Raw genomic sequence first — 19,301 nt, forward strand, 5'->3', positions numbered from 1 at the left:
GGGCTCAGGCCTTTCCGAGGGAGTCGCGGGATGCGAGGGCGTCGAGGTAGGAGGTGTCGAGGACCGACCATTCGGCCGAGCCGATGGCCTCGACCGTCATTCCGTCCAGCGTAGGGCTGTTCTTGGGCGCCTGAGAGGGGCACAGCAGCCACATTCCGTGAGGTGCCGTCTCCGGGCGGCGAGCGGCCTGCTGGAGCGCCACGAGCGCCGAGTGACCGCCGTCGGCCGCGTACCGGGCGAGGAGCCCCGCGTTGTGCAGCAGCAGGACGGTCTTCGGGTCCGCGCCCAGCGCCGTGATGGCCGTCACGGTACGCTCCCAGGCGAGCTTCACATAGGAGGCGAAGCCGGGAGGGATCGTGCCGGTGCGCCCGTACTTGTCGTCGGCGCGCAGCAGGCCGGCGAAGTCGGTCCCCTGCTCGGCCGCGAGTCCACGCAGCTCCCGGAGGAAGACGTCGGTGACGTCGACCACGCGCACCGGATGGGTGAGGCCGAGCCGCTCGACCGTGCCGGGCACCTTCTTCTGCGCGATGGTCAGCGCCACGAACCCGCCTTCGTCGAGCGCGCGCCGCAGGTTCAGCTCGCTGCGGTGCGCGGGCTGACCTGCCGTGCCGTCGCCGGGCGTGAAGGTGAACATGCCCGTCGCGGTGGACGACGGGTGCGGCGCCGGCGCGGGCGGCCGGAACTCCTTGGTGCTCGCGTCGTAGGTGTAGGGGAAGCCCGCGTCGCGGAGGGCGTCCTGCAGCTCGACGTAGGTCGGGGCGGGCTCCAGCACGGCGAGGTCGGGGAACCTCGCGCGCAGCCGCTCCAGCAGCGCGGCGACCCCGATGCCGCGGTCGTGGGCCGCGCCTGCGGCGGCCTGCGAGATCCGCAGCGCCCGCAGCAGGTCGAGGTCTCGCGGGTACAGGTCGAGCCGAGGGGAGGCGACGGCGGAGCGCGAGGCGGAGGCGGCCAGCGCCAGCAGGCGCTCGTCCGGGAAGGCGTCGAGACCCTCGGGCGGGTCGACCAGGCGCAGCGCGGCCATGACCTCTGAGCGGCCCGGCAGCGGATCGGCGTCGGCGAGCAGGTCGGCGGCCGCACCGAGGGCGAGCGCGTATTCGACCAGCTCACTCGGCGTCGGGTCGTCGGTGCCCGGCAGGGACTCCAGGCTCACGAAGATCTCGTCGCGGGCCCGCGTGTAGGTGAGCCGGGGCTCGTCCTCCTCAGGCCGTCCGTTCCACGTCTCGGCGAGGATCGCGGCCCGCATCACGGTCGTGGCGCGGGCGAGGGCCTGCTCCTGGGTGCCCTCTACACCGCCGCGGGCCGCCCGGAACGCCGCGGTGAGCTGTCCGGCGGTCATCACGCCGCCGTTCCTGGCGAGGACCGCGACGAGCTCGTCGCGGACGTTCGCCAGCCACGGTGCCGCGAACCAGGTTCCGGCGCTCTTGGACAGGGCGTTGTAGACGGCCTGGGTGGTCATCTCGAACCGGTCGGCGAGCAGCCGGGCGGCGGGCCAGACCGGGGGAGCGGGCTCGTCGTCGGCGGGAAGGCCGAGGGTCCACAGGACGGCCTTGTATCCCTTCGCGCCGCGCCTCCCGGCGGGCGGGGCGACGAGCCGCGCGAGCACGTCGATCCCCAGGCGCCCCTCGTACCCGGTGAGCTGATCGGTCGCACCCTCAGGGGCAGGAGGCGGTTCGACGGGGCCGGTGAGCAGAGGCTCCCACTGGCGGCGGCGCTGGAGCAGCTCGCGCCGCATGTTGCGGCCCGCGCCTCGGGCCCGGGACAGTTCGTGCGGCGGGATGGCCAGCAGTTCGCGGACGGTCGAGGCGCCGAAGGAGTCGGCGAGGGACACCGCCCTGGGCGACAGCCCGGACGCCCGGAGGTTCGTGTCGAGGGTCGCGGCCTCGGCGGCGGCCTCGCGCTGGTCCTCCAAGGTGGCGCCGGAGGCCTCGGAGCCGATCGGGGCCATCGCGTCCGCGGCCCGGAACACCTCGCGCCAGGCGTCCTCCATCATGCGCAGCGTGTCGAACCGCTGGGCGACGTCCCGGTGCATGGCCCGGTGGAAGAAGGCGGTGAGCCCGTCGCGCAGCGCGGGCTCGAACAGCTCGGCGGCGACCTTGGGGTGGTCGTCGCCGGTGACGGCCGGGCTGGTCTGGCCGTCGCCCCAGACCGGGCGCTCCTTGGTGGCCATCTCGTGCAGCGTGACGGCGGCGGCGTACCGCTCGGCGTGGTCGTCGAACGCCGGGCGGCTGATCGTGCCGAGGAACGGGTCGAGGTAGCCGCGGGTGCCGGTACGGGTGTCCTGGTCGGAGGCCGCGGCGTGGGAGAAGTCGAAGAGCTTCAGCTCGCGGTTGCGGTCCACCCGCTGGAACACGCCGAGGTTCTCGGGCTTCAGGTCGCGGTGCCGCACGCCCTTGCCGGCGAGCTGGTCGAGGGCCCGGAACAGATCTTCGCCGAAGCGTGACAGGTAGTGGTAGGAGAGCTTGCCGTCGGTGTCGAGCCAGGCGCGCAGCGACTGCTCGCCGGCGTACTCCAGATCCAGGACGGTACGGCCGGCGAGGGTCTGCGGCCCGTCCAGGAGCCGGATGATCGGCCCGCCGCCGACCTTGGCGAGGATCTGCGCCTCCTTGCGGAGCTGGTCGGCCGCGACGTTCTCGTCGACGGCGACCTTGAGCACGCGCCGGTCGGTGTCGCGCTCCCCTTCCTCGTCCTCGGTCTCGCAGGAGACGAGGAGGGCGCGCCCGGTCGATCCCGTGCCGAGGACGCGCTCGACCGTCCACGCCTTGTGCCCGTCGATCCGGATCACGTTGCCGGGGACCGCGCTCAGCGGGTCGGCCTGGACCGGAGCCTCTTCCTCGGCCCGCCGGGTCGCGGCGTCGAGCTGCTTCAAGAACCTGTCGGCGGACTCGATCCGCTTGGTGACGTCGCCGAGCGTGGCGTCGTGGACGAGCTGGTCGAGCTCGGTGGACACGCCGTCGGCCACGCCGGACGGGCGCAGGCCGCCGTCCTTGAGCAGGTCCAGGAGGGTCGCCCGGTCGTGGGCAGGGGGAAGGCCGGTGAGGATCAGGTAGGAGAGCGCGCCGAGGCCGAACATGTCGAGCTCGACGGGATCGGGGTAGCGGCCGTCGAACTCGGGGGCGAGGTAGAGCTGGGCGGAGTCCTCGATGTGGTCGGCGGCGGCCGGGCTGTTGCCCAGGCTCCGGCCGGAGGACGTGTCGAAGTCGCGCGCCGCGGTCTGCCAGTCGATGATCCGGAGCTGCGGCCTGCTGCCGTCGGCCTTGGCCGAGACGTAGACGGAGCGGGCGGACAGGGCCCGGTGGTAGAGGGAGCGGCCGTGCGCGTACCGGAGGGCCTCGGCGAGCTGGTGGATCATGCCGATCCGCGTCTCCGGCGCCAGGTTCGCGCCGTGCACGTCGAGGTAGGTGTCCAGGCGGAGGTCATCGGACCCGTGGCGGAAGAGGATGGCGGACCCGCCGAGGTGCTCGCGCAGGTCGACGGCCTGGGCGATGCCGGGGTGGGTGATCCCCTGGAGCACCTGGTACTCGCGCAGCGCCGCACGGTGCACCGAGGCCCGCGCCTCGTCGGAGGAACTCTGCGGGACCAGGTAGATCCGGACACGCCCCTCCTCCTCCACGAGGCCGGACTTGCGGGCGAGCCTGTCCTCCCAGGTGGGGCCGGAGTCGAGCGGGGTGGGCTCCAGCTTCCAGTCGTCGGCGTCGCCGTAGCGCAGGTGCCGCTGCGACTGGGAGATGCCGATCTTCTCCAGGAGCTTCGGCAGATGCTGGGAGAACCGGGCGTCGAGCGGCTGCGGCTTGGAGGCGAGCAGGATGCCCTGCTCGAACGCGGGAAGACCCGACTCGGCGTACCGGCCGTAGACGGCGGGGCGCTGGGCGGCGTCCAGCTCGCAAACGAGGCGGTCGTCGGTGAGGAACACCGACGGCTCGACCCGCGGGATCGGCACGTTGAGACCCAGCTCACGGACCGCCCACTGGAGCTGGCTGCGCAGCTCCTTGGACTTGCGGTCGGTCAGGTGCAGCGGGTTGGTAAGGGTCAGGATGCGGCGGTCCCGGGTGTGGAACCGCCAGGTCTGCCCCGAGTTGACCACCCGGCCGGGGTGCGCCTTGAACTCCACAAGGTGCAGGCCGCTGGGAGAGGCGAGAAGGAGATCGCACTCGTTGACCCGGCCAGACCGGGCGGTGAAGGTGAACGTCGCCCAGGCCCGGTACGGCTCGTTCTTGGGCATCAGCCCGCGGACGTAGTCCAGAGCCTCCTGCTCATGCGGATGCTCCGAAGGCCGCTCCTGGAACCACCGCCGCACTTCCCGCGGCGGCTGGGGAACAGGCCTACGACCACCGGATGCCACCCGCGTCTCTCCTCGCCCCGTCCTTCTGCCCGAACGAGCAGGTTACCGCCCATACGACTGAGCGGAGGAAAGAGATCAAGATCATAGGGAAATTCTCTGGAGATCGTTATAAACAGCGGCCCGCAGGCCACCCACTGACCCGGCCGTAAGTCGAGGTGGCGCAACTCAGCGGCGCTCTCTGATCGCCCTTATCAGGACTGCGGCTGCTGCCAGGGAGAGGTGGTGCGCATGCCCGGAGGGGTTCTTTGAGTCTCTGATCACGATGCGGTCTGTAGCCGTTGCGATCTCGACGCAGTCCCCCTCGTGCCCGCTGTGGCTGCTCTTGCGCCACTCCAGCCTGACGTCGCCGATCATAGGTTCTCCATGGCTTTGCGGATCATGATCAGGGATTCGTCGTGAGACTTTGCTCGGCCTCTGATCATGTCAAACCTTACATCGAATTCTGCGGTCTGTCCCGGTTCGTCAACAAAGACTCCTGAACCGGCGGATTCGGTATAGGCGGCGCGACTTCCATCTTCCAATGTCAGAACGATGAAGCCTCCGGTGAGCCCGGGATAATAGCCGCAATCCTGCGGAACTATCTGAACCATCACATGTGCGCGTTCCGCGAGGGTGAGCAGGTGCCTGAGCTGATCTCGATGATCTTCTTTGCTGCCGATCCTCCTGTACAGAATTCCCTCGTCGAGAACAAGGAATATGGTCGGCGGACTCACTCGGTCGAAGACTTGACGCTGGCGTTCAACGCGCTGCTCCGCTACGCCCGACGCGCTTTCCCCGTCGCTGGCGGTCGACATGATGGCGTTGATCGTCTCCTGGGTCTGAAAGAGCCCGTGCACGAGCATGGGTGAGAAGATCTTCATGGTGTTGGCGCGGCGCTCGCGTTCCAAGTACTCCGGGAACCCCTTGGGGAGGTAGGCGAGGCGGCGGGTGTTACTCAAGGTCTTCCACAGGCGCTGGAAGACGCCGTTGGTCGTGAAGTGGGCGTCGCAGTCTTCGGCGAACTTGCGGGACGGCAGGTTCTTGCAGTCCTCGACCTGGCCCACGTACTGCGAGGTATATCGGAGTTCGCGGGACAGCTCTGCCTTGGTTAGGCCTGCCTGCTCGCGCCATGCGCGCAGCTCGTCGGCGAACGCGCGTAGCGGAGCCAGGGTCAGGGGTTCGCGCTTCGCGGGCATGGCTTCCTCCCCGGAAACAAGACAGATCATGTCTTTTCGGTGGGGGTGATGGGCCCCGGCGGTTTGGAACACCATAGGTCAATCATCCGGGATGCGGCCTGTGAATCCGCGAAGTGGTGACGATCTGCGGGTCGGGGATTATGTGTGCATGATGAATGAAACCTCGAGAGGTTTCATTTGGGGTTTCATATGTCCTAAGTTTCCCTTCGGTAGGGTTCCTGGTGTTCGGTAGTTATTCGGGTGCAGAGTGTTCTTCATCAGTGACATTCACCGATGGAAAGAGGTCTCTCATGCCCAAGCCGCTGCCGCCCATTGATTGGGACATTCTGCGCAAGAAATACCCCACCTGGAGAATCCGTCCCACGGCCGAGGGCACATCCCTCATGGCGACCCGCTGGGACAGATTCGGCCTCACCGACGCCGAACTCGTCGCCGGCCTCCACATGACCCTCATCGAAGACACCCCCGACGAACTCACCGCCGCCCTCACCGCCCAGCACGCCATCGAGGACACCCTGTGATCCCCTACGGCCTCCTCGGCACCTTCCTCCTCACCTCCTACGTCCTCGTCCTGGCCCTCCTCCTGATCACCTGCGCGATCCGTGACCGCCTCACCCCCAAGGGCCGCCACCACCACCTTCCCGAAGCACCGGAACTCCTCGCCCCCACCGCCGAGACCCCCCGTCCCGCACCAGCACATCCTGAGGAATCCCCACCCTCCCTCGTCCCGCCCATTCCCGCCCGCCGACCACACCCGGGAGATCGTCTGGTCGCCCCGACACTCCGGAGCCGCTCGCTCCCAGCACCCGCGACCACGCGCACCGTCCCACCCACCCGGGCCCCATCACCCCTGATCACCCGACCCGACCTGACGTCCCCGCCCTGCCCAAGCAGCTCGCCCAGGCCCGTCCGTCCCGCGCACCCGGCACCCCACCCGTCCACCGCTCCCGGCCCCGGCCCACGCCGAACCCTGGCCGCCTGACACGCCGCAACGCCTAGGCCGCACCCCCGACTCCCGGCGGGGCGGCCTCGGCGACAGGCGGCGGCTGAAGCCCGCAACTCCGGCTTCCTCCAGTCCGCAGGTTCAGTCACCTTCTCAGCGCCATGATGCTAGTGTCCTGCGCCTGAAATTCGTCGGCAAAATCGTGCGAGGGATTCGAGGATCTCTTCGGCGGTCTTGGTCCAGATGAAGGGCCGGGGGTTGCTGTTCCAGTCGTTGATCCAGTCGCGGATGTCGGCTTCCAGGGCCTGGACGCTTTTGTGGGCGCCACGGCGGATCTTCTGGTCGGCCAGGAAGCCGAACCAGCGTTCCACCTGGTTGATCCAGGAGGACCCCGTCGGGGTGAAGTGCATGTGGAAACGTGGGTGCTTGGCGAGCCACGCTTTGATCGCCGGGGTCTTGTGGGTGCCGTAGTTGTCCACGATGAGGTGGACGTCCAGGTCGGCGGGCACGGTCTTGTCGATGGTGATCAAGAACTTCTTGAACTCCGCGGCCCGGTGCTGGCGGTGCATCTGGCCGATGACGGTGCCGTCGGCGATGTCGAAGGCTGCGAACAGGGTGGTGGTGCCGTGCCGGGCATAGTCATGGGTGCGGCGCTCGGGCATGCCCGGCATCATCGGCAGAACAGGTTGCGACCGGTCCAGCGCCTGGATCTGCGACTTCTCGTCCGTGCACAGGACCACCGCCTTCTCGGGCGGGTCGTGGTAGAGGCCGACGATGTCGACGACCTTCTCGACCAGCAGCGGGTCGGTCGACAGCTTGAACGTCTCAGCCCGGTGCGGCTTGAGCCCGAAATCACGCCAGATCCGGCCGATCGTCGACTTCGACAGGCCGCTGCGCTCGGCCATCGACGCCCGCGACCAGTGTGTGGCGTTCTTCGGCGTCTCCTCCAACGTCGCCACCACCACTTCCTCCACCTGATCCAGAGTGATCGACGGAGGCCGGCCCGGCCGCTCCTCGTCCATCAACCCATCCAACCCCAGCCGGACGAACCGGCCACGCCACTTGGAGACGGTGGAGGCGTCCACCCCCAACCGGGCGGCGACGTCCTTGCTGCTCATCCCGTCCGCACACGCCAATATGATCTTCGCTCGCATCGCCAGGACCTGCGCGGACTTCGCCCGCCGAGCCCACCGCACCAGCACCACCCGCTCATCATCACCCACCCTCAGCACGGCCTTGGGCCGGCCCTCCCGAGGCGCATCCAGCAACCCCTCCACCCCACCGCGCGCGAACGCCGCCCGCCACTTGCGCACCGTCGTCACCGACACCCCTAGATCACGCGCCACCCGCGCGTTACTCGCCCCGGGCTCAGCACACGCCAGCACGATCCCCACCCGAAGAGCCAACGCCGACGACTCCACTGACACACCCACCAACCGCGCCCGCTCGACCTCACCCAGCTCGATCTCGACCGCAGCAGGACCCCGATTCGCCATAACAACACGATACATACTTAACCAACGAATTTCAGGCGCAGGACACTAGTGGCTCGTCACGCAACCTTGCTGGGGTAACTGGTCCAGGAGCGGATCGGGGAGCTGGCCGCGAAGCTCGTCTTCGGTCGGGCATGCTGGTTGTGCCAGCGGATGTAGGCGCCGATCGCGGTGTTCTGTTCGCGGTGGCTGCGGTGGTCGGTGCCGTTGAGCGCGAAGTAGCGCAGGGCGGCGAATTCGGATTCGATCCAGTTCAGCCAGGAGCCGTAGGTCGGCAGGAACACCAGGTCGACGTCGTTGGCGGTCGCCCATGCCCTGACCTCGGGGTGCTTGTGGGGCGAGTAGTTGTCGCAGATCACGTGCAGTCGCTCGCCGGGCCATCGTGCGCGCAGGGACTTGAGGAAGGACAGGAACTCGCGCCAGCGTTTCCGGTTGCGGATCCGGTAGTAGATCCTGCCGGTGGCCAGGTCGAGGGCGCCGAGCATGTGCCGGACCCCGTCGTTGCGGTTGAACGTCGCGCGCAGCCTGGCCGGATGCCCGGCCGGCCGCCAGGTCTTGCCCTTGCGGGGCATCAGGTTGAGCGGCCCGAACTCGTCCACGCAGATCACCCGCCCGCCCTCGGGCGGGGTGTCGTAGAGGGTCAGGACGGCGTGCATCTTGGTGATGAAATCCGGATCGTTGCTGCTCTTCCAGGTCGTGGTGGTCTGCCACGACACCCCGCCGGTCTTCAGGATCCGCCGCAGGTGCTCAACGCTGAGCGACGTGACCAGCCCGATGTTCTCCAGGTGGGCGGCGAGCTTGGCCAGGCTCCACGTGGAGAAGGCGGTGATGCCCCATTCGGCGGGGGTCGTCCGGGCGATCAGGCAGATGCGCTCACGCACCCACTCACCGATCCTCCTCGGACGGCCCCCGCTCCATTTTGGGTCCAGCGCATCGAACCCCCGCTCATTGAACGCGTGCACCACCGACCGGACATAGTCGTCGCTCACCTGCATCAACGACCTGATCGCCGATGCCGACTGGCCCTGAGCGGACATCAAGACAACGATCGCCCGCCGCAGCTTCACCGGGTCCTTCGCCGACCGGGTGATCCGCTGAAGCTTGCGGCCCTCCTCCATCGACAACGCACGCACGAACACCTCGGGCTTACGCGCCACGACCACCTCCCAGAACAGGCCTGGGACAAGGCTCCCGCGCCCACCCTCGGAGATCAAATAGCCCAGGAACGTTCAGGGACGAGCCACTAGTGAGTTCGGACTGACCGCCGTGTCGGTGCCAAGACCGGCTATGAGGTCTTCTGGGCCGTCGACGCTGCGCGGCTGGAGGCTTGGAAGAAGACGTGGGAGATACGGGCGGTCTGGGGGCGTCGCTCGTACTCGTTGCCGATGAGGTGGGCGGTGATGCTGCATCCGAGGGTGAGGTCGGGGTAGGTGGCGAGTTCGATGGCGCGCTGGTAGCCCGCTCGTGCTGCGATCGAGAGCCAGGCGGTGGAATGTCGGGTGAAGCCGTCGCAGCCGAGCAGGACGGCGATGAGGTAGGCGCTGCGGGGCCGTTCCGGGGAAGTGGCGACGGCTTGGCGGTAGAGGCGTCCGCCGGTACGGCCGTACTGGGCGGTCATCCAGTCCGCGGCGATCTGGTCGAAGTCGGCGGTGGGCAGGGGGACGAGCCCGTAGCGCAGGTCTTCGTCTCCGTACAGTTCGGCGACCTCGCGTTCGAAGCGGGCCGGGGACATGACGATGTACTCCGCCAGGGAGGGTCCGGGCGGAGGCTGGAGCTGGTCGTCGGGTGGCCATGTCGAGGCGCCCTGGGGCCAGGCGGCGAGAAGGCGGTCGTCGTGTTCACCGTCGCCACCGGCGTAGATGGCGAAGGCGTCATCGAGGGCGTCGCCGTCGAGCGGGCCGGACTCGGTGACCGGCGCCGGCAGCACGTCATGCACGGGCCTGGGCGGGGATCCGGGACGGGGCGCGCGGCGGGCCCGCTGGAGGTCCTGCTGGGCGGCGGCGTACCAGTCACCCCACTGACGCTCGGTGCCGATCTCGGCGAGCCCTTCTGGGGTTGCGGTGGCGCGGCAGACCCGGACGATCGCCCGGACCAGCTTCCAGTCGGGCAGGCCCGCCCGATTGCCCTTGAGGTGGTCGTCGACGGTGGAGCGCGCCAGCGAAGTGCTGATTTCGCCTTTGGCCAGGAGGCGGGCGGCGAGCCGGGCGAGCTCGGAGGTATTGGAGATGTCCGCGGACAGCAGCGCGCGGTTCAGCCGGGCGACGAACGCGGCGACGGGATCGGCTTCTCCCGCGCGATCACCTTCATACAAGGCCCCCACCTGTCTTGATCAACGGCCACCCGAGAAGGACGGGGCCACGGCCACCGGCCCTTCCTGACAGAGGCGGCCCCGGAGAACTGCGCATAGTGCGCGCTTCCGGTGGCGTAGCCCCGTAACAGGCATTTCACCATCGCGGATCAAGCCGTCAGGGCCGGATGGCCGATCCCGGCAAACTCCAGCAGATCCCGGCAGATCCCGTGAAAACGCCTTCATGTTCGCCGCTGCTCGCATGCGCGAAGGATCTGCCGGGATCTGCCGGACGCTGCCGAGGGCATGGTCGCCTGAGCCTGGGGCGGGCAAAGGTTGGGGCCATGACCACCATGTCCACGCTGTGCGCGGCCCGGGGCCGAGCACACCGACGAGCCGAGCCGCCCGTGCGCCGACCCCGGCCGGCCGACGGCCCCGACCACAACCTGCTGATGCTGCTCATCGCAGACCGCGAGGTCCGTACCGGCCGGACCCTGCCGCCCGGCCCGTGTGAGGACCTCACCGAGGAACAGCTCATCGCGTTCTGGGCCGACCCGCACCTCGAACCCGACGCGGCCACGCGATGAACGGCCGCGCCTTCACCGCGATCGGCACGGCCGCCACTGCCGGCGGCTTCTTCCTCGCCCTGATGAACGGCGCCACCTGGCCCGAAGCGCTCCTGACGACCATCACGGTCGCCACACCCTTCATCTGTATCCCCCTCGCCGCCCGCCGCGACGACAATGACCAAGGCGGAGCACCGCCGCCGCCCTGACCCGAGGCAACCCACGCCAGCCTTACAGGACAGCGGCGATCCAGCGAGTGCCCGACCCGCTCATCTCAGCTCGGCTGCTCCGCGCAAGGCCCGCTGGGCAGCCGACGCCCGATGCCGGCTCCTACGTCAGTTGCGGCTTAGGCTCACTTGGCGAGGTCGGCTTCCTCCCGACCTCGCCCGACCTCGTCCTACCCTCCGGCTTCGATGGAAGCGAGATGCCGCTGTTGGAGCGCCTTGCGCTCGACCTCCGGGATCATCATCGACTCAGCGAGCACGGCGGCGAATGCGTCCACCTGGGTGCCCTCGACGTCGGTGGGGAAGAGCCAACGGATGTTCTCGTCCCGTGTGATGAGGTCGATCGTGCGACGCCCGCCTTTGTCCTGCGCGGCGGCTGACCTGACGTAGCGCACCTGGTCGAGCGGGATGTCCTGGCGGAGTTCGCCCTGTTCCAGGAACGCGCTCGCCTTGGCCGTGATGATGCGGCGATCGGTGATGGCGACCAGCGTCCTCGCCGCTCCCTTGTCCCGCGCCGCCGCCACCTTCTCCTTCGCGCCGCTGAGGATCGCCGAGACGGGGCCGAGTGCGTCGAGTTGCTCGGGGAATCCGAGGACGCGAACGGTCTCACCGTCGTCGAGGAACCAGCGTAGGACGCGCAGGTACGGCTCAGGGCCCAGGGATTCCGGCGCGCAGACGACGGCCGGGGCCTCGAGTGGAGGTGCCGGCGGACGGAGGACATCTGCAAGGGGCTCGATGGCCTCGAGGAGATGGGCCGCGGCATGACGGGCCGCCGCCGAGTCCCTCCGCTTGCTCGGCATGGAGAGCGTTTCGCGTCCGGAGAGCTCGGCGATGATCCGCAGTTCCCTGGTCAATGAGTTGACGAGTCTCTTCGTCTCGGGGAGCGCGACCTCGAACTCCGCACGAGTGTCGCGCAGGATGACGTCGACGAGTCGGGCCTCCTTGACGTCCACGGATTCTCGCGCCCTCGCGGCGTGGAGCGCCTGGTAGCCGATCCACGCCTTGAGGGAGGACAGAAGGGCGTTCGCGTCGAAGACGATCGCCTCGGCGTTGGCCTCGAGATACGCACGGCGGCCGGTCGCGTCGACCCCGTGGATCTGCCGGAGGTGCTTATCGACTTTCAGCCGATACTGCCTACGCTGCGCGATCAGTGCCGTTTCGCTGCCGACTATCTTCTCCCACTCGGACGTCGTGACCGATTTGATCTCCCGAGCCCTGTCGATGGCCTGGTCGATTGTGGCGACGAGCGCCATGAGCTCGGCCCATTGCCCGATACGGATTTCCGCCAGTACCCGGCTCGTCAGCGCGATGTTGGTCTTGACCAGGCCGGTGATCTCACTCAACTGCATCTGCAGGGCGACCATGGCCAGCGCGGGCCCGAGCGCGGTCGCGGCCTGTGCGGCGCTCACCGCGGTCACCGGGACGAAGCGGGCCTGCGCGATGACGCGGCCGTTGAGCATCACGGCGCCGAGGTTCGCGCCGTCCTTGACGGCGAGCGTCGCGCCGGAGTTCAGCAGCGATTGGGTCACGCCGCCGATCCTGTACAGACCCTGCGCGCTGGCGACCGCCGTCGCGAGGTTTCCGGCTACGGTCGCCGTGTTCCCGATCGAGGACAGGACAGCGGAGATCCGAGCACGGTCGGAGGTCGGTGCAAGCCAGGAGTCGAGCAGATCGAGTTCGAGTTCCGCAGGGAGCTCGCCGAAGGGCACGACGACCCCGGGGACCACCTCCACCAAGACCAAAGAGTCCGAAGTTTCCCGCATGCGTCTTCTGCTCCCTCGTTCGCCGGTCCCGTGATTCAAGCGCAGACCAGTGCTTCTGCGGGCTTATACGGAGAATTGCGAAGCTTGTTGGGGTGAGGGACGGCGGGTCATTCGGTGTCGATGTCAGGTTCTGCGGCGCGTTGGGTGGGGATCGCGACGCCCATCTGGTTGATGAACGCGAGTTCCTGCTCGGCGAGACGGGAGGCGCGCAGGGAGATGAACTCCTCGGCCGCTCCCGACTCGTAGAGGACAAGGGCGTCGGGGGACATGCCGACGGCGCCGTCCTCGGCGGCCATGCGCAGGCTCCGGTGGAGGAACCGGTCGGTCGGGATGGCGAAGGAATTGGGCTCCAGGACGGCGCGGTTGCCTGGGCTCGAGCCGTTCGCGAGGCCGGAGATGGAGATGAGCTTGCGGAAGCCGGCGGTGTCGTGGTCGCGGACGACGTCGACGGCCGCGTACTCACGGCCGTTGAGGGAGCGGCGAATCGGGTAGGTCTTCAGCTCCCACAGCACGTATGCGCGGACACGGGCGCTGCGCAGGTCGAACCGCTCGGGGAACGGGCGGGGGCGCTGCTCGACGAAGTCGAACATGCCCTGCGAGCCCGCGAAGTCCGCCAAGTGCATCTGGCCTTCGGCGAACGCCCACATGTCCTGGATGGACTGGCGGCTCGTCGTGGAGTTGACGCTCGCGAAGTGGCCCGACCAGGAGGTGATCCAGAACCAGCGGACCAGGGCGTCGCTCTGCCCCTGCGTCGGCTCCGGGCGCAGGTGGAAGAACTGGGCGAGCAGCATGAGCTGGGCGTTCGGATACGGCACCAGCCGCGCCAGCGGCGCCCCGACCTTGGTCTTGAGGAAGGCGACCGCGCGGGAGAGCGCCTCGTCGGTGTCGTGCACCGCGCGCTCGATCTTGCCCTCGACGCGGCGGGCCAGGACGTCCCAGCGCGCTCCGGTGACCTCCTCCTCACCGGCGACGGCCAGCAGTGCGCGGAACCCGGTCGTCGAGTTGATCCGGCCGAAGCCCTCGCCCTCGATCCGCTCCAGGATGCCGTCGATGCTGTCGGCCAGCGTGGTGGAACCGCCCGCGTAGGTGAGAGCCGAGACCATCTGGTCCGGGCTCATCTCCTGGCCCTTGCTGTTGACTCGGGAGAAGACCTCGACGGCCTGCGAGAGGTCGCCGCCCAGCAGCTTCACCACCGAGATCTTGTAGGACTTGATCCGCTGGGCGACCTGCTCGGCCTCCTCGATGAGCGCATCGAATGCCGGGCCCCGGCGGGTGTCGCCGAGCCGGCGTGCGTACGACAGGAAATCCAGGGTTTTCAGAACCGAGCGCATCGGCAGGTAGTTGTCCGGCGGCGCCGCGGCCTTCCGCCAGTGGACATAGCGGTTCGAGCGGGTGTCGCCCGCACCGAGGACCCGGTACACGCGCCACTTCCAGTCGTCCGGGCCCTCCTCGCCGTCGTCGTCCCGCCGGTAGAGGCAGGAGTACAGCGTGGACAGGCGCTGGTGCCCGTCGAGCACGTAAGTCAGATCGGAGCCCGAGGACTCCGGTACGCGCAGGCCGCCGACCTGCTTCAGGCTTTCCAGCTCCAGGTTCGTCTTCCACAGCAGGACGCTGCCGATCGGGTAGCCGCGCTCGATGCTGTCGAAGAGGTCGAGCATCTGCTCGGGGCGCCAGACGAACGGCCGCTGGAACTTCGGGACCCGCAGCTGGCCGACGTGCACCTCGTCGAGGAAGCCCTCCAGCAGGTTCACCTCGGGCTGTACCCGGAGCTGCCCGCCGCCGCTGGAGGTGAGGTTCTCCGGACCGGTGAGGCCGTGCTCGTCCGCGTCGGTGGTCATGGCGTCTTTCCTAGATGATCCGGTCGATCAGGGCAAGCAGCGCCTTCAGCTCTTCGCACACCTCGCTGCCGAGCGCCGCGAAGTCCGACTCTTTCACGTTCCCGGCCTCCACCTCGCGTTCGAGAAGCTGCGGCAACCCTTCGCCGAATCCCTCTCTCAGGCCTTTCACCGTTGCAGGGGGCAGCGTCGCGAAGAGTTCGGCTTGGGCTGCGGGGACGACGGCCTGCTTCGTCTTCTTGTCGGCGAAGCCGTTCTTGATGTCGATGTGGGCACGCTGCTCGGGAATGAGCGACTTCAGGAGGGAGATCCTGGTGGTGAGGGCGGACTGGCGTCCCTTGACCGCGGCCAGCACCTTGGTGGGAATGTAGTTCTCCACCTCGCGGCGGATCAGGATGTGTCCCTCGATCGCATCCTTGCGCAGGTCGGCGGCGACCTTCTCGTGCTTGGACCGCTCGTTCGGGGTCATGCGGTCGCCGTCGAAGACGAACACGACTCGGCGCAGCAGCCGGAAGCCGGCGGCCTCGTGCCGTGCGCGCTTCGGCAGCTCGCCCCCGCCCCCGCTGTGCGTGAACTCCAGCCATGATTTCCGTTCGGCCGCGATCACGCGCTCTCGCCCGAAGACCCGGGCGACGGCCAAGAGGAACGAGCGGTCGGCGTCGCCGTTCTCGACCACGACCTTGGCGGACCGCCCGAGGTCGGCGGTGTGGTCGGCAAGACTGTCAGCGGTGACCGAGATGGTGTCGGCCCGCTCACGGCGGCGGCTCGACGTCCAGGCACGGGCGGACACGGACGCCTTGCGAGCGAATCTGGTGTAGGTCGACGCCCTGGAGGGCGTGTGCTCGCTGAAGAAGCACTCGATCGCGGGGAGCTGCCGTGGATCGACGACCCAGTCGTGGCGGTCCTCGGTGAAGTACCGCATCAGCGTGACGACGTCCTCGAAGCCTCCGGTGGTGAAGGCGTCCGATGCGACCTCGACCCTCATGCCTCATCCCTCTCGAGCTGGGCCCTCATGAGCTTCTTCGTCTCCTCGAAATCCTCCGAGAAGACGTCCTCCGGCCAGTAGTCCAGATCGCCGTAGGCGTCCACGTGAATCCGGCGTGCCCGTGAGATCCCGTCAGCGTGCTCGACGAAGTAGACCGCGAGGTCATCCGGCGAGAGCTTCTCCTCGGCGATCCGCCGGCGCAGGCGCAGCAGCAGGGTTTCGCTGTGTGTCTCCACGAGGAATCGGCCACCGCGCTGTACACCCTGCAGGAACAGATCACCGAGCACCGCGTGGAATGCGGGGTGCAGGTGCAACTCCGGCTCTTCGATGATCTGCAATGGTGTCTCGTTGTCCGGTCGCAGCAGGTGCTGTGCTTGCTGGACGACAAGAGGGAGTACCTGTGCGACACCGGTCCCGGAGTCCAGCAGGTTGACCGCGAGTTCCGGGTTGGCGGTCGAGCGCAGGACCACGGCGAAGAGGGGACCCTGCGGCTCCACCTCGATACGCCAGTCGCCGAGGCCACCGCTCAGGAGCTCGTTCACTGCGTTCAGGAGTCTGCCGTCGCGCCGCACGTGGTCGTTGACCAGCATTCCCGCGGCGTTCTCGCCGGAACTTCCCACATCCGCGGCCATCCGCGACGGCAGGCGTGTGAGCCGCGCCGGTCGCTGCCGGTAAGGGCTCAGGTAGTGGGAGGCTCCGAAGGACTCCCTGACCATCTGGACGAGTTCGTCGAAGGGGCTGCCGTCCAGGAGCGTGGGGAGCAGGCCCTGGAACCGGGCGGTGAGGGGTGGGGGGATTTCGTTCCCGTCGACGGTCAGGACGTACGTCCGAGGCCCGTAGTCGCCGTCCCACCGCAGGAGGACGTCGCGTATGGAGCTGCCGAGTGACAGGTCACGGACGAACTGAGTGCGCTGTTCGTCGATGTTCTGGATGGTGGCACCGACCTCGCAGGATTCCCGCCCGTCCGAGACGAGAAAGTCGATGTGGAGCGGGCGGTGTGGGTTGCGGCCGTAGACGAGGTCGAGGAAGTCCGGAGGGTCGTCGCCGAGCTGGTCGAGGTCGAGCGGTAGCGAGGAATCGGTGTGGATTCCCGTCTCCAGCAGCAGCGGCAGCCGGGTCAGCGCGCTCTTGCCCGAGTTGTTCTTCCCCAGGATCAGGGTGATCGGCCGCAGGTCGAGCTCCTGCCTCTCCTTGAAGCACCGGTAGTTCTCGACGGCCATCCGCAACAGCGCCATGCCGCCACCGTAACGCGAAAGAAGTCGCGCTGTATTGCGTTTGCCGACGTTCCGGGTATCCGGTGGCTCGGCCGGCGCGGGCAGTGGTCTGGAGAGGAGGTGGTGGAACCCAGAGCTGCGATATCCGCGGTCGTCACCAGACCGCGGATGCGTGTCCCCAGATAGCTGCGGTCGCTCCGTGTTAACGCAAACCCTGGCCTATCTGTCTTCGTGGTTGAAGTGGCGTTGTGTGGTGTCGGATAGGTGCAAAATAAGACATGCGCGACTCATTATGATCTACTCGGATCAGAGTAGACGAATGGTTCTTGTGAGGTATCGGTGTCCCAGACTCCTCGTTGTGCACGACGAAGCAGCGTGAGAACGCTCAGGGAGGAGCTGACGCACTCCTCGATATCGAAGACGGTCTTCAAGCAGACGTTGGCCGACCACTACAAGGCGGCGACGGGTAAGACCTCCACCGACAAGCAGAGGGAGACCTGGGTCTCGAGTCTGTCGGCTCTCGCGCGGGAGCTGATAGAGGCCGGTCTGGGCGATCTCGAGATGATCGTGGAGTACGTGATGCCCACGAACAAGGGCAGTCAGGCGGACGTGGTGCTCGCGGGTACCGACGCGCAGGGAAACGACGTACTGATGGTCGTCGAGCTGAAGCAGTGGAGTGCTGCCGCCGCATACGAGGACGATGCTCTCTTCGATGAAGATGACTGGGACGAGGGGGACCTTCCCAACGTCTCCGAGGATGAAGAGGCAGATGAAAGTCCTGCCGGCGCTCAGGCCCACGCGCACTCGGGCAAGTCAGAGCTTTTCGTTGTTCCGGGAATGTCGGTGCCGAAGGCACACCCCCTAGACCAGCTGGAGGGCTACTGCGAGACGATCATCAACTACGTCGAGATGGTCCGGGAGCGGCCGGAGGCCGTTCACGGCGTGGTGTATCTGCACAACGCACAGAACTCGACTGTTGACGACCTGCTGCAACGCCCTGAGGAGCCCCGGAGACGGATCTTCACGGGAAGCACGCGCGGGGCGTTCATCGGCTACCTCCAGCAGGTTTTCGCGCCCGACCCCGGGTGGGAGGTCGGAGATCGCTTTCTGAACAGCGCCATAGCACCTAGCCCGTCCCTCCTGGAGATGGTGGCCGACATCATCGCGGACCGGCGCCACTTCACCCTGCTCGACGGGCAGGTGGACGCATATAAGGCCGTGGAGCAAGCGGTGCGCAACGCAGAGGACGACGGAACCAAGCGCGTGGTCGTCATCGTGGGGCGGGCGGGCTCGGGGAAGACGGCGATCGCCCTGGAACTCCTCGGGAATCTGGCCAGGAGGGGAATCGCCGTCGAGTTCGCCGCAGGCTCGGGTGCGATGGCCGAGACTGTCCGGAGAGAACTCGCGAAGAATCGCAAGGGACATCGCAAGCTCGTCAACAAATTCCACCGGTACGTCGATCCAGACCGCAGTCTGGACGTGCTCATCGTGGATGAGGCCCACCGTGCGAGAAGCAAGACGCGGATACAGTTCCAGAGTCGTTACAACAGCGATGAACACCAGCTCAGAACGCTCATCAAGGCTGCCCGTGTAGTGGTCTTCCTGACGGATCATCATCAGAGCATCCGGCCGAACGAGAACGGCACCGTCACGGCCATCAAGAACGCCGCACAGACTCTCGACGTGTGCTTCTATCCGGTCATGGAGTTGAAGGACCAGTGGAGATGCGGAGGCAGCGGCATCTTCGAGGAGTGGCTCCGTGCCCTCCTCGGTCTCGGCCGTGAGGATCACGAATCCCGCGTGGGTGAGAGTGCTGTGAAGTGGGACCCCGACCCATCCTTCGAAGTGCGGCTCGCGTCCTCGCCGGAGGCGATGGAGAACTTCCTCATCGAGAGGATCGAGGAGGGCAGGTCTGCGCGTATCGCCGCCGGTTACTGCTGGGCGTGGGACAAGAATCCAGATGGGGAACTCACGAAGGACGTCGTCGTAGGGGACTGGAGACGTCCCTGGAACAATCCCCTTGGGAAAAATCTGGGAAGTGCTCCACCCTCACAGCTGTGGGCCAGCGCAGACGGGGGCTTTGAACAGATCGGCTGCGTCTACACTGCTCAGGGCCTCGAATACGACTGGGCCGGGGTGATCGTCGGGGACGATCTGGTGGTCCGTGACGGCCACCTGGTCACGGACAGGTCGAAGAGCGCCGATCGAACCGTGCGCTCCAGAAAGGTGTCCAATGAACGTTTTGACCAACTGATCCGTAACACATACTACGTCCTGTTGACCAGGGGCATGCGTGGTGTGGTCATCTATTCAACAGATGCGGAAACTCGCGAGTACCTCCGTGAGCTGATCGCTGCAACGGTGGATTGAACGCGGGAGGCCACCCGGGTGAGACTCCTGCGACGGTCTAGGGCAGGCGAGGCTAGGCTGATCTGCGTTCAGGCGGCCCGACGGGCTTTCGGTCATCGGTTTATGCC

14 protein-coding genes are annotated in these 19,301 nt (G+C 67.5%); 4 read left to right on the forward strand and 10 right to left on the reverse strand.

What is annotated here, in order from left to right; all coding sequences use genetic code 11:
• Positions 1-4: 4 nt before the first annotated feature.
• From pglW to EDD29_RS02610, 3 genes are all read right to left on the reverse strand, one after another.
• Positions 5-4,294 carry a BREX system serine/threonine kinase PglW gene (pglW, locus tag EDD29_RS02600; RefSeq protein WP_246052463.1) on the reverse strand — a complete coding sequence of 1,430 codons (4,290 nt, stop codon included), beginning with the start codon at positions 4,292-4,294 and terminating at the stop codon, positions 5-7.
• A gap of 210 nt (positions 4,295-4,504) precedes the next feature.
• Complete coding sequence (locus EDD29_RS02605) at positions 4,505-4,693, reverse strand: DUF397 domain-containing protein (RefSeq protein WP_123661996.1); 189 nt, start codon at positions 4,691-4,693, stop codon at positions 4,505-4,507.
• Positions 4,690-5,589 (reverse strand): helix-turn-helix domain-containing protein, encoded by a 900-nt coding sequence (locus tag EDD29_RS02610; protein WP_123661997.1) that lies wholly within the window; start codon positions 5,587-5,589, stop codon positions 4,690-4,692. Before EDD29_RS02610 ends, EDD29_RS02605 begins: the two co-directional genes overlap by 4 nt.
• A 215-nt stretch (positions 5,590-5,804) precedes the next feature.
• Here EDD29_RS02610 and EDD29_RS44875 point away from each other — a divergent pair, with 215 nt between their 5' ends.
• Positions 5,805-6,035 carry a hypothetical protein gene (locus tag EDD29_RS44875; RefSeq protein ID WP_148085859.1) on the forward strand — a complete coding sequence of 77 codons (231 nt, stop codon included), beginning with the start codon at positions 5,805-5,807 and terminating at the stop codon, positions 6,033-6,035.
• A 589-nt stretch (positions 6,036-6,624) separates the two neighbouring features.
• On the opposite strand, the gene EDD29_RS02615 is transcribed toward EDD29_RS44875, so the two are convergent.
• From EDD29_RS02615 to EDD29_RS02625, 3 genes are all read right to left on the reverse strand, one after another.
• Positions 6,625-7,953, reverse strand: a complete 1,329-nt coding sequence (locus tag EDD29_RS02615; protein WP_246052464.1) for an IS630 family transposase — start codon at positions 7,951-7,953, stop codon at positions 6,625-6,627.
• Between the two features lie 56 nt (positions 7,954-8,009).
• Positions 8,010-9,107: an IS630 family transposase gene (locus EDD29_RS02620; protein ID WP_246052465.1), complete on the reverse strand. Its 1,098-nt coding sequence runs from the start codon at positions 9,105-9,107 to the stop codon at positions 8,010-8,012.
• A gap of 128 nt (positions 9,108-9,235) precedes the next feature.
• Positions 9,236-10,261 (reverse strand): hypothetical protein, encoded by a 1,026-nt coding sequence (locus EDD29_RS02625; protein WP_123661998.1) that lies wholly within the window; start codon positions 10,259-10,261, stop codon positions 9,236-9,238.
• Positions 10,262-10,581: 320 nt separating this feature from the next.
• Here EDD29_RS02625 and EDD29_RS02630 point away from each other — a divergent pair, with 320 nt between their 5' ends.
• Both EDD29_RS02630 and EDD29_RS02635 read left to right on the forward strand, forming a co-directional pair.
• Positions 10,582-10,824 (forward strand): hypothetical protein, encoded by a 243-nt coding sequence (locus tag EDD29_RS02630; RefSeq protein WP_148085860.1) that lies wholly within the window; start codon positions 10,582-10,584, stop codon positions 10,822-10,824.
• A complete protein-coding gene (locus EDD29_RS02635) occupies positions 10,821-11,012 on the forward strand; it encodes a hypothetical protein (protein ID WP_123662000.1) in 192 nt (63 codons plus the stop codon). The genes EDD29_RS02630 and EDD29_RS02635 overlap by 4 nt, the downstream gene beginning before the upstream one ends.
• A 188-nt stretch (positions 11,013-11,200) precedes the next feature.
• On the opposite strand, the gene EDD29_RS02640 is transcribed toward EDD29_RS02635, so the two are convergent.
• From EDD29_RS02640 to EDD29_RS02655, 4 genes are all read right to left on the reverse strand, one after another.
• Positions 11,201-12,763, reverse strand: coding sequence for a hypothetical protein (locus EDD29_RS02640; RefSeq protein ID WP_211359531.1), 1,563 nt, complete (start codon positions 12,761-12,763; stop codon positions 11,201-11,203).
• Positions 12,764-12,897: 134 nt separating this feature from the next.
• Entirely contained in the window at positions 12,898-14,628 is a 1,731-nt protein-coding gene (locus tag EDD29_RS02645) for a DUF262 domain-containing protein (RefSeq protein ID WP_123662001.1), read from the reverse strand.
• Between the two features lie 10 nt (positions 14,629-14,638).
• A complete protein-coding gene (locus EDD29_RS02650; protein WP_123662002.1) occupies positions 14,639-15,610 on the reverse strand; it encodes a hypothetical protein in 972 nt (323 codons plus the stop codon).
• Positions 15,607-16,845, reverse strand: a complete 1,239-nt coding sequence (locus EDD29_RS02655) for a DUF3696 domain-containing protein (protein WP_123662003.1) — start codon at positions 16,843-16,845, stop codon at positions 15,607-15,609. The genes EDD29_RS02650 and EDD29_RS02655 overlap by 4 nt, the downstream gene beginning before the upstream one ends.
• Before the next feature lie 354 nt (positions 16,846-17,199).
• Between EDD29_RS02655 and EDD29_RS02660 the strand changes: the two genes are divergently transcribed.
• Complete coding sequence (locus tag EDD29_RS02660) at positions 17,200-19,194, forward strand: DUF2075 domain-containing protein (RefSeq protein ID WP_123662004.1); 1,995 nt, start codon at positions 17,200-17,202, stop codon at positions 19,192-19,194.
• The last annotated feature ends 107 nt before the right edge of the window (positions 19,195-19,301 follow it).

The sequence above is a fragment of the Actinocorallia herbida genome (genome assembly GCF_003751225.1).
Classification (GTDB): domain Bacteria; phylum Actinomycetota; class Actinomycetes; order Streptosporangiales; family Streptosporangiaceae; genus Actinocorallia; species Actinocorallia herbida.

What these genes read in the sequence shown, in the direction of transcription:
- EDD29_RS02605 (WP_123661996.1), bottom strand. Translation starts at nt 4,693, where the DNA reads ATGATCGGCGACGTCAGGCTGGAGTGGCGCAAGAGCAGCCACAGCGGG.
- EDD29_RS02610 (WP_123661997.1), bottom strand. Translation starts at nt 5,589, where the DNA reads ATGGTGTTCCAAACCGCCGGGGCCCATCACCCCCACCGAAAAGACATG.
- EDD29_RS44875 (WP_148085859.1), top strand. Translation starts at nt 5,805, where the DNA reads ATGCCCAAGCCGCTGCCGCCCATTGATTGGGACATTCTGCGCAAGAAA.
- EDD29_RS02615 (WP_246052464.1), bottom strand. Translation starts at nt 7,953, where the DNA reads ATGGCGAATCGGGGTCCTGCTGCGGTCGAGATCGAGCTGGGTGAGGTC.
- EDD29_RS02630 (WP_148085860.1), top strand. Translation starts at nt 10,582, where the DNA reads ATGACCACCATGTCCACGCTGTGCGCGGCCCGGGGCCGAGCACACCGA.
- EDD29_RS02635 (WP_123662000.1), top strand. Translation starts at nt 10,821, where the DNA reads ATGAACGGCCGCGCCTTCACCGCGATCGGCACGGCCGCCACTGCCGGC.
- EDD29_RS02645 (WP_123662001.1), bottom strand. Translation starts at nt 14,628, where the DNA reads ATGACCACCGACGCGGACGAGCACGGCCTCACCGGTCCGGAGAACCTC.
- EDD29_RS02650 (WP_123662002.1), bottom strand. Translation starts at nt 15,610, where the DNA reads ATGAGGGTCGAGGTCGCATCGGACGCCTTCACCACCGGAGGCTTCGAG.
- EDD29_RS02655 (WP_123662003.1), bottom strand. Translation starts at nt 16,845, where the DNA reads ATGGCGCTGTTGCGGATGGCCGTCGAGAACTACCGGTGCTTCAAGGAG.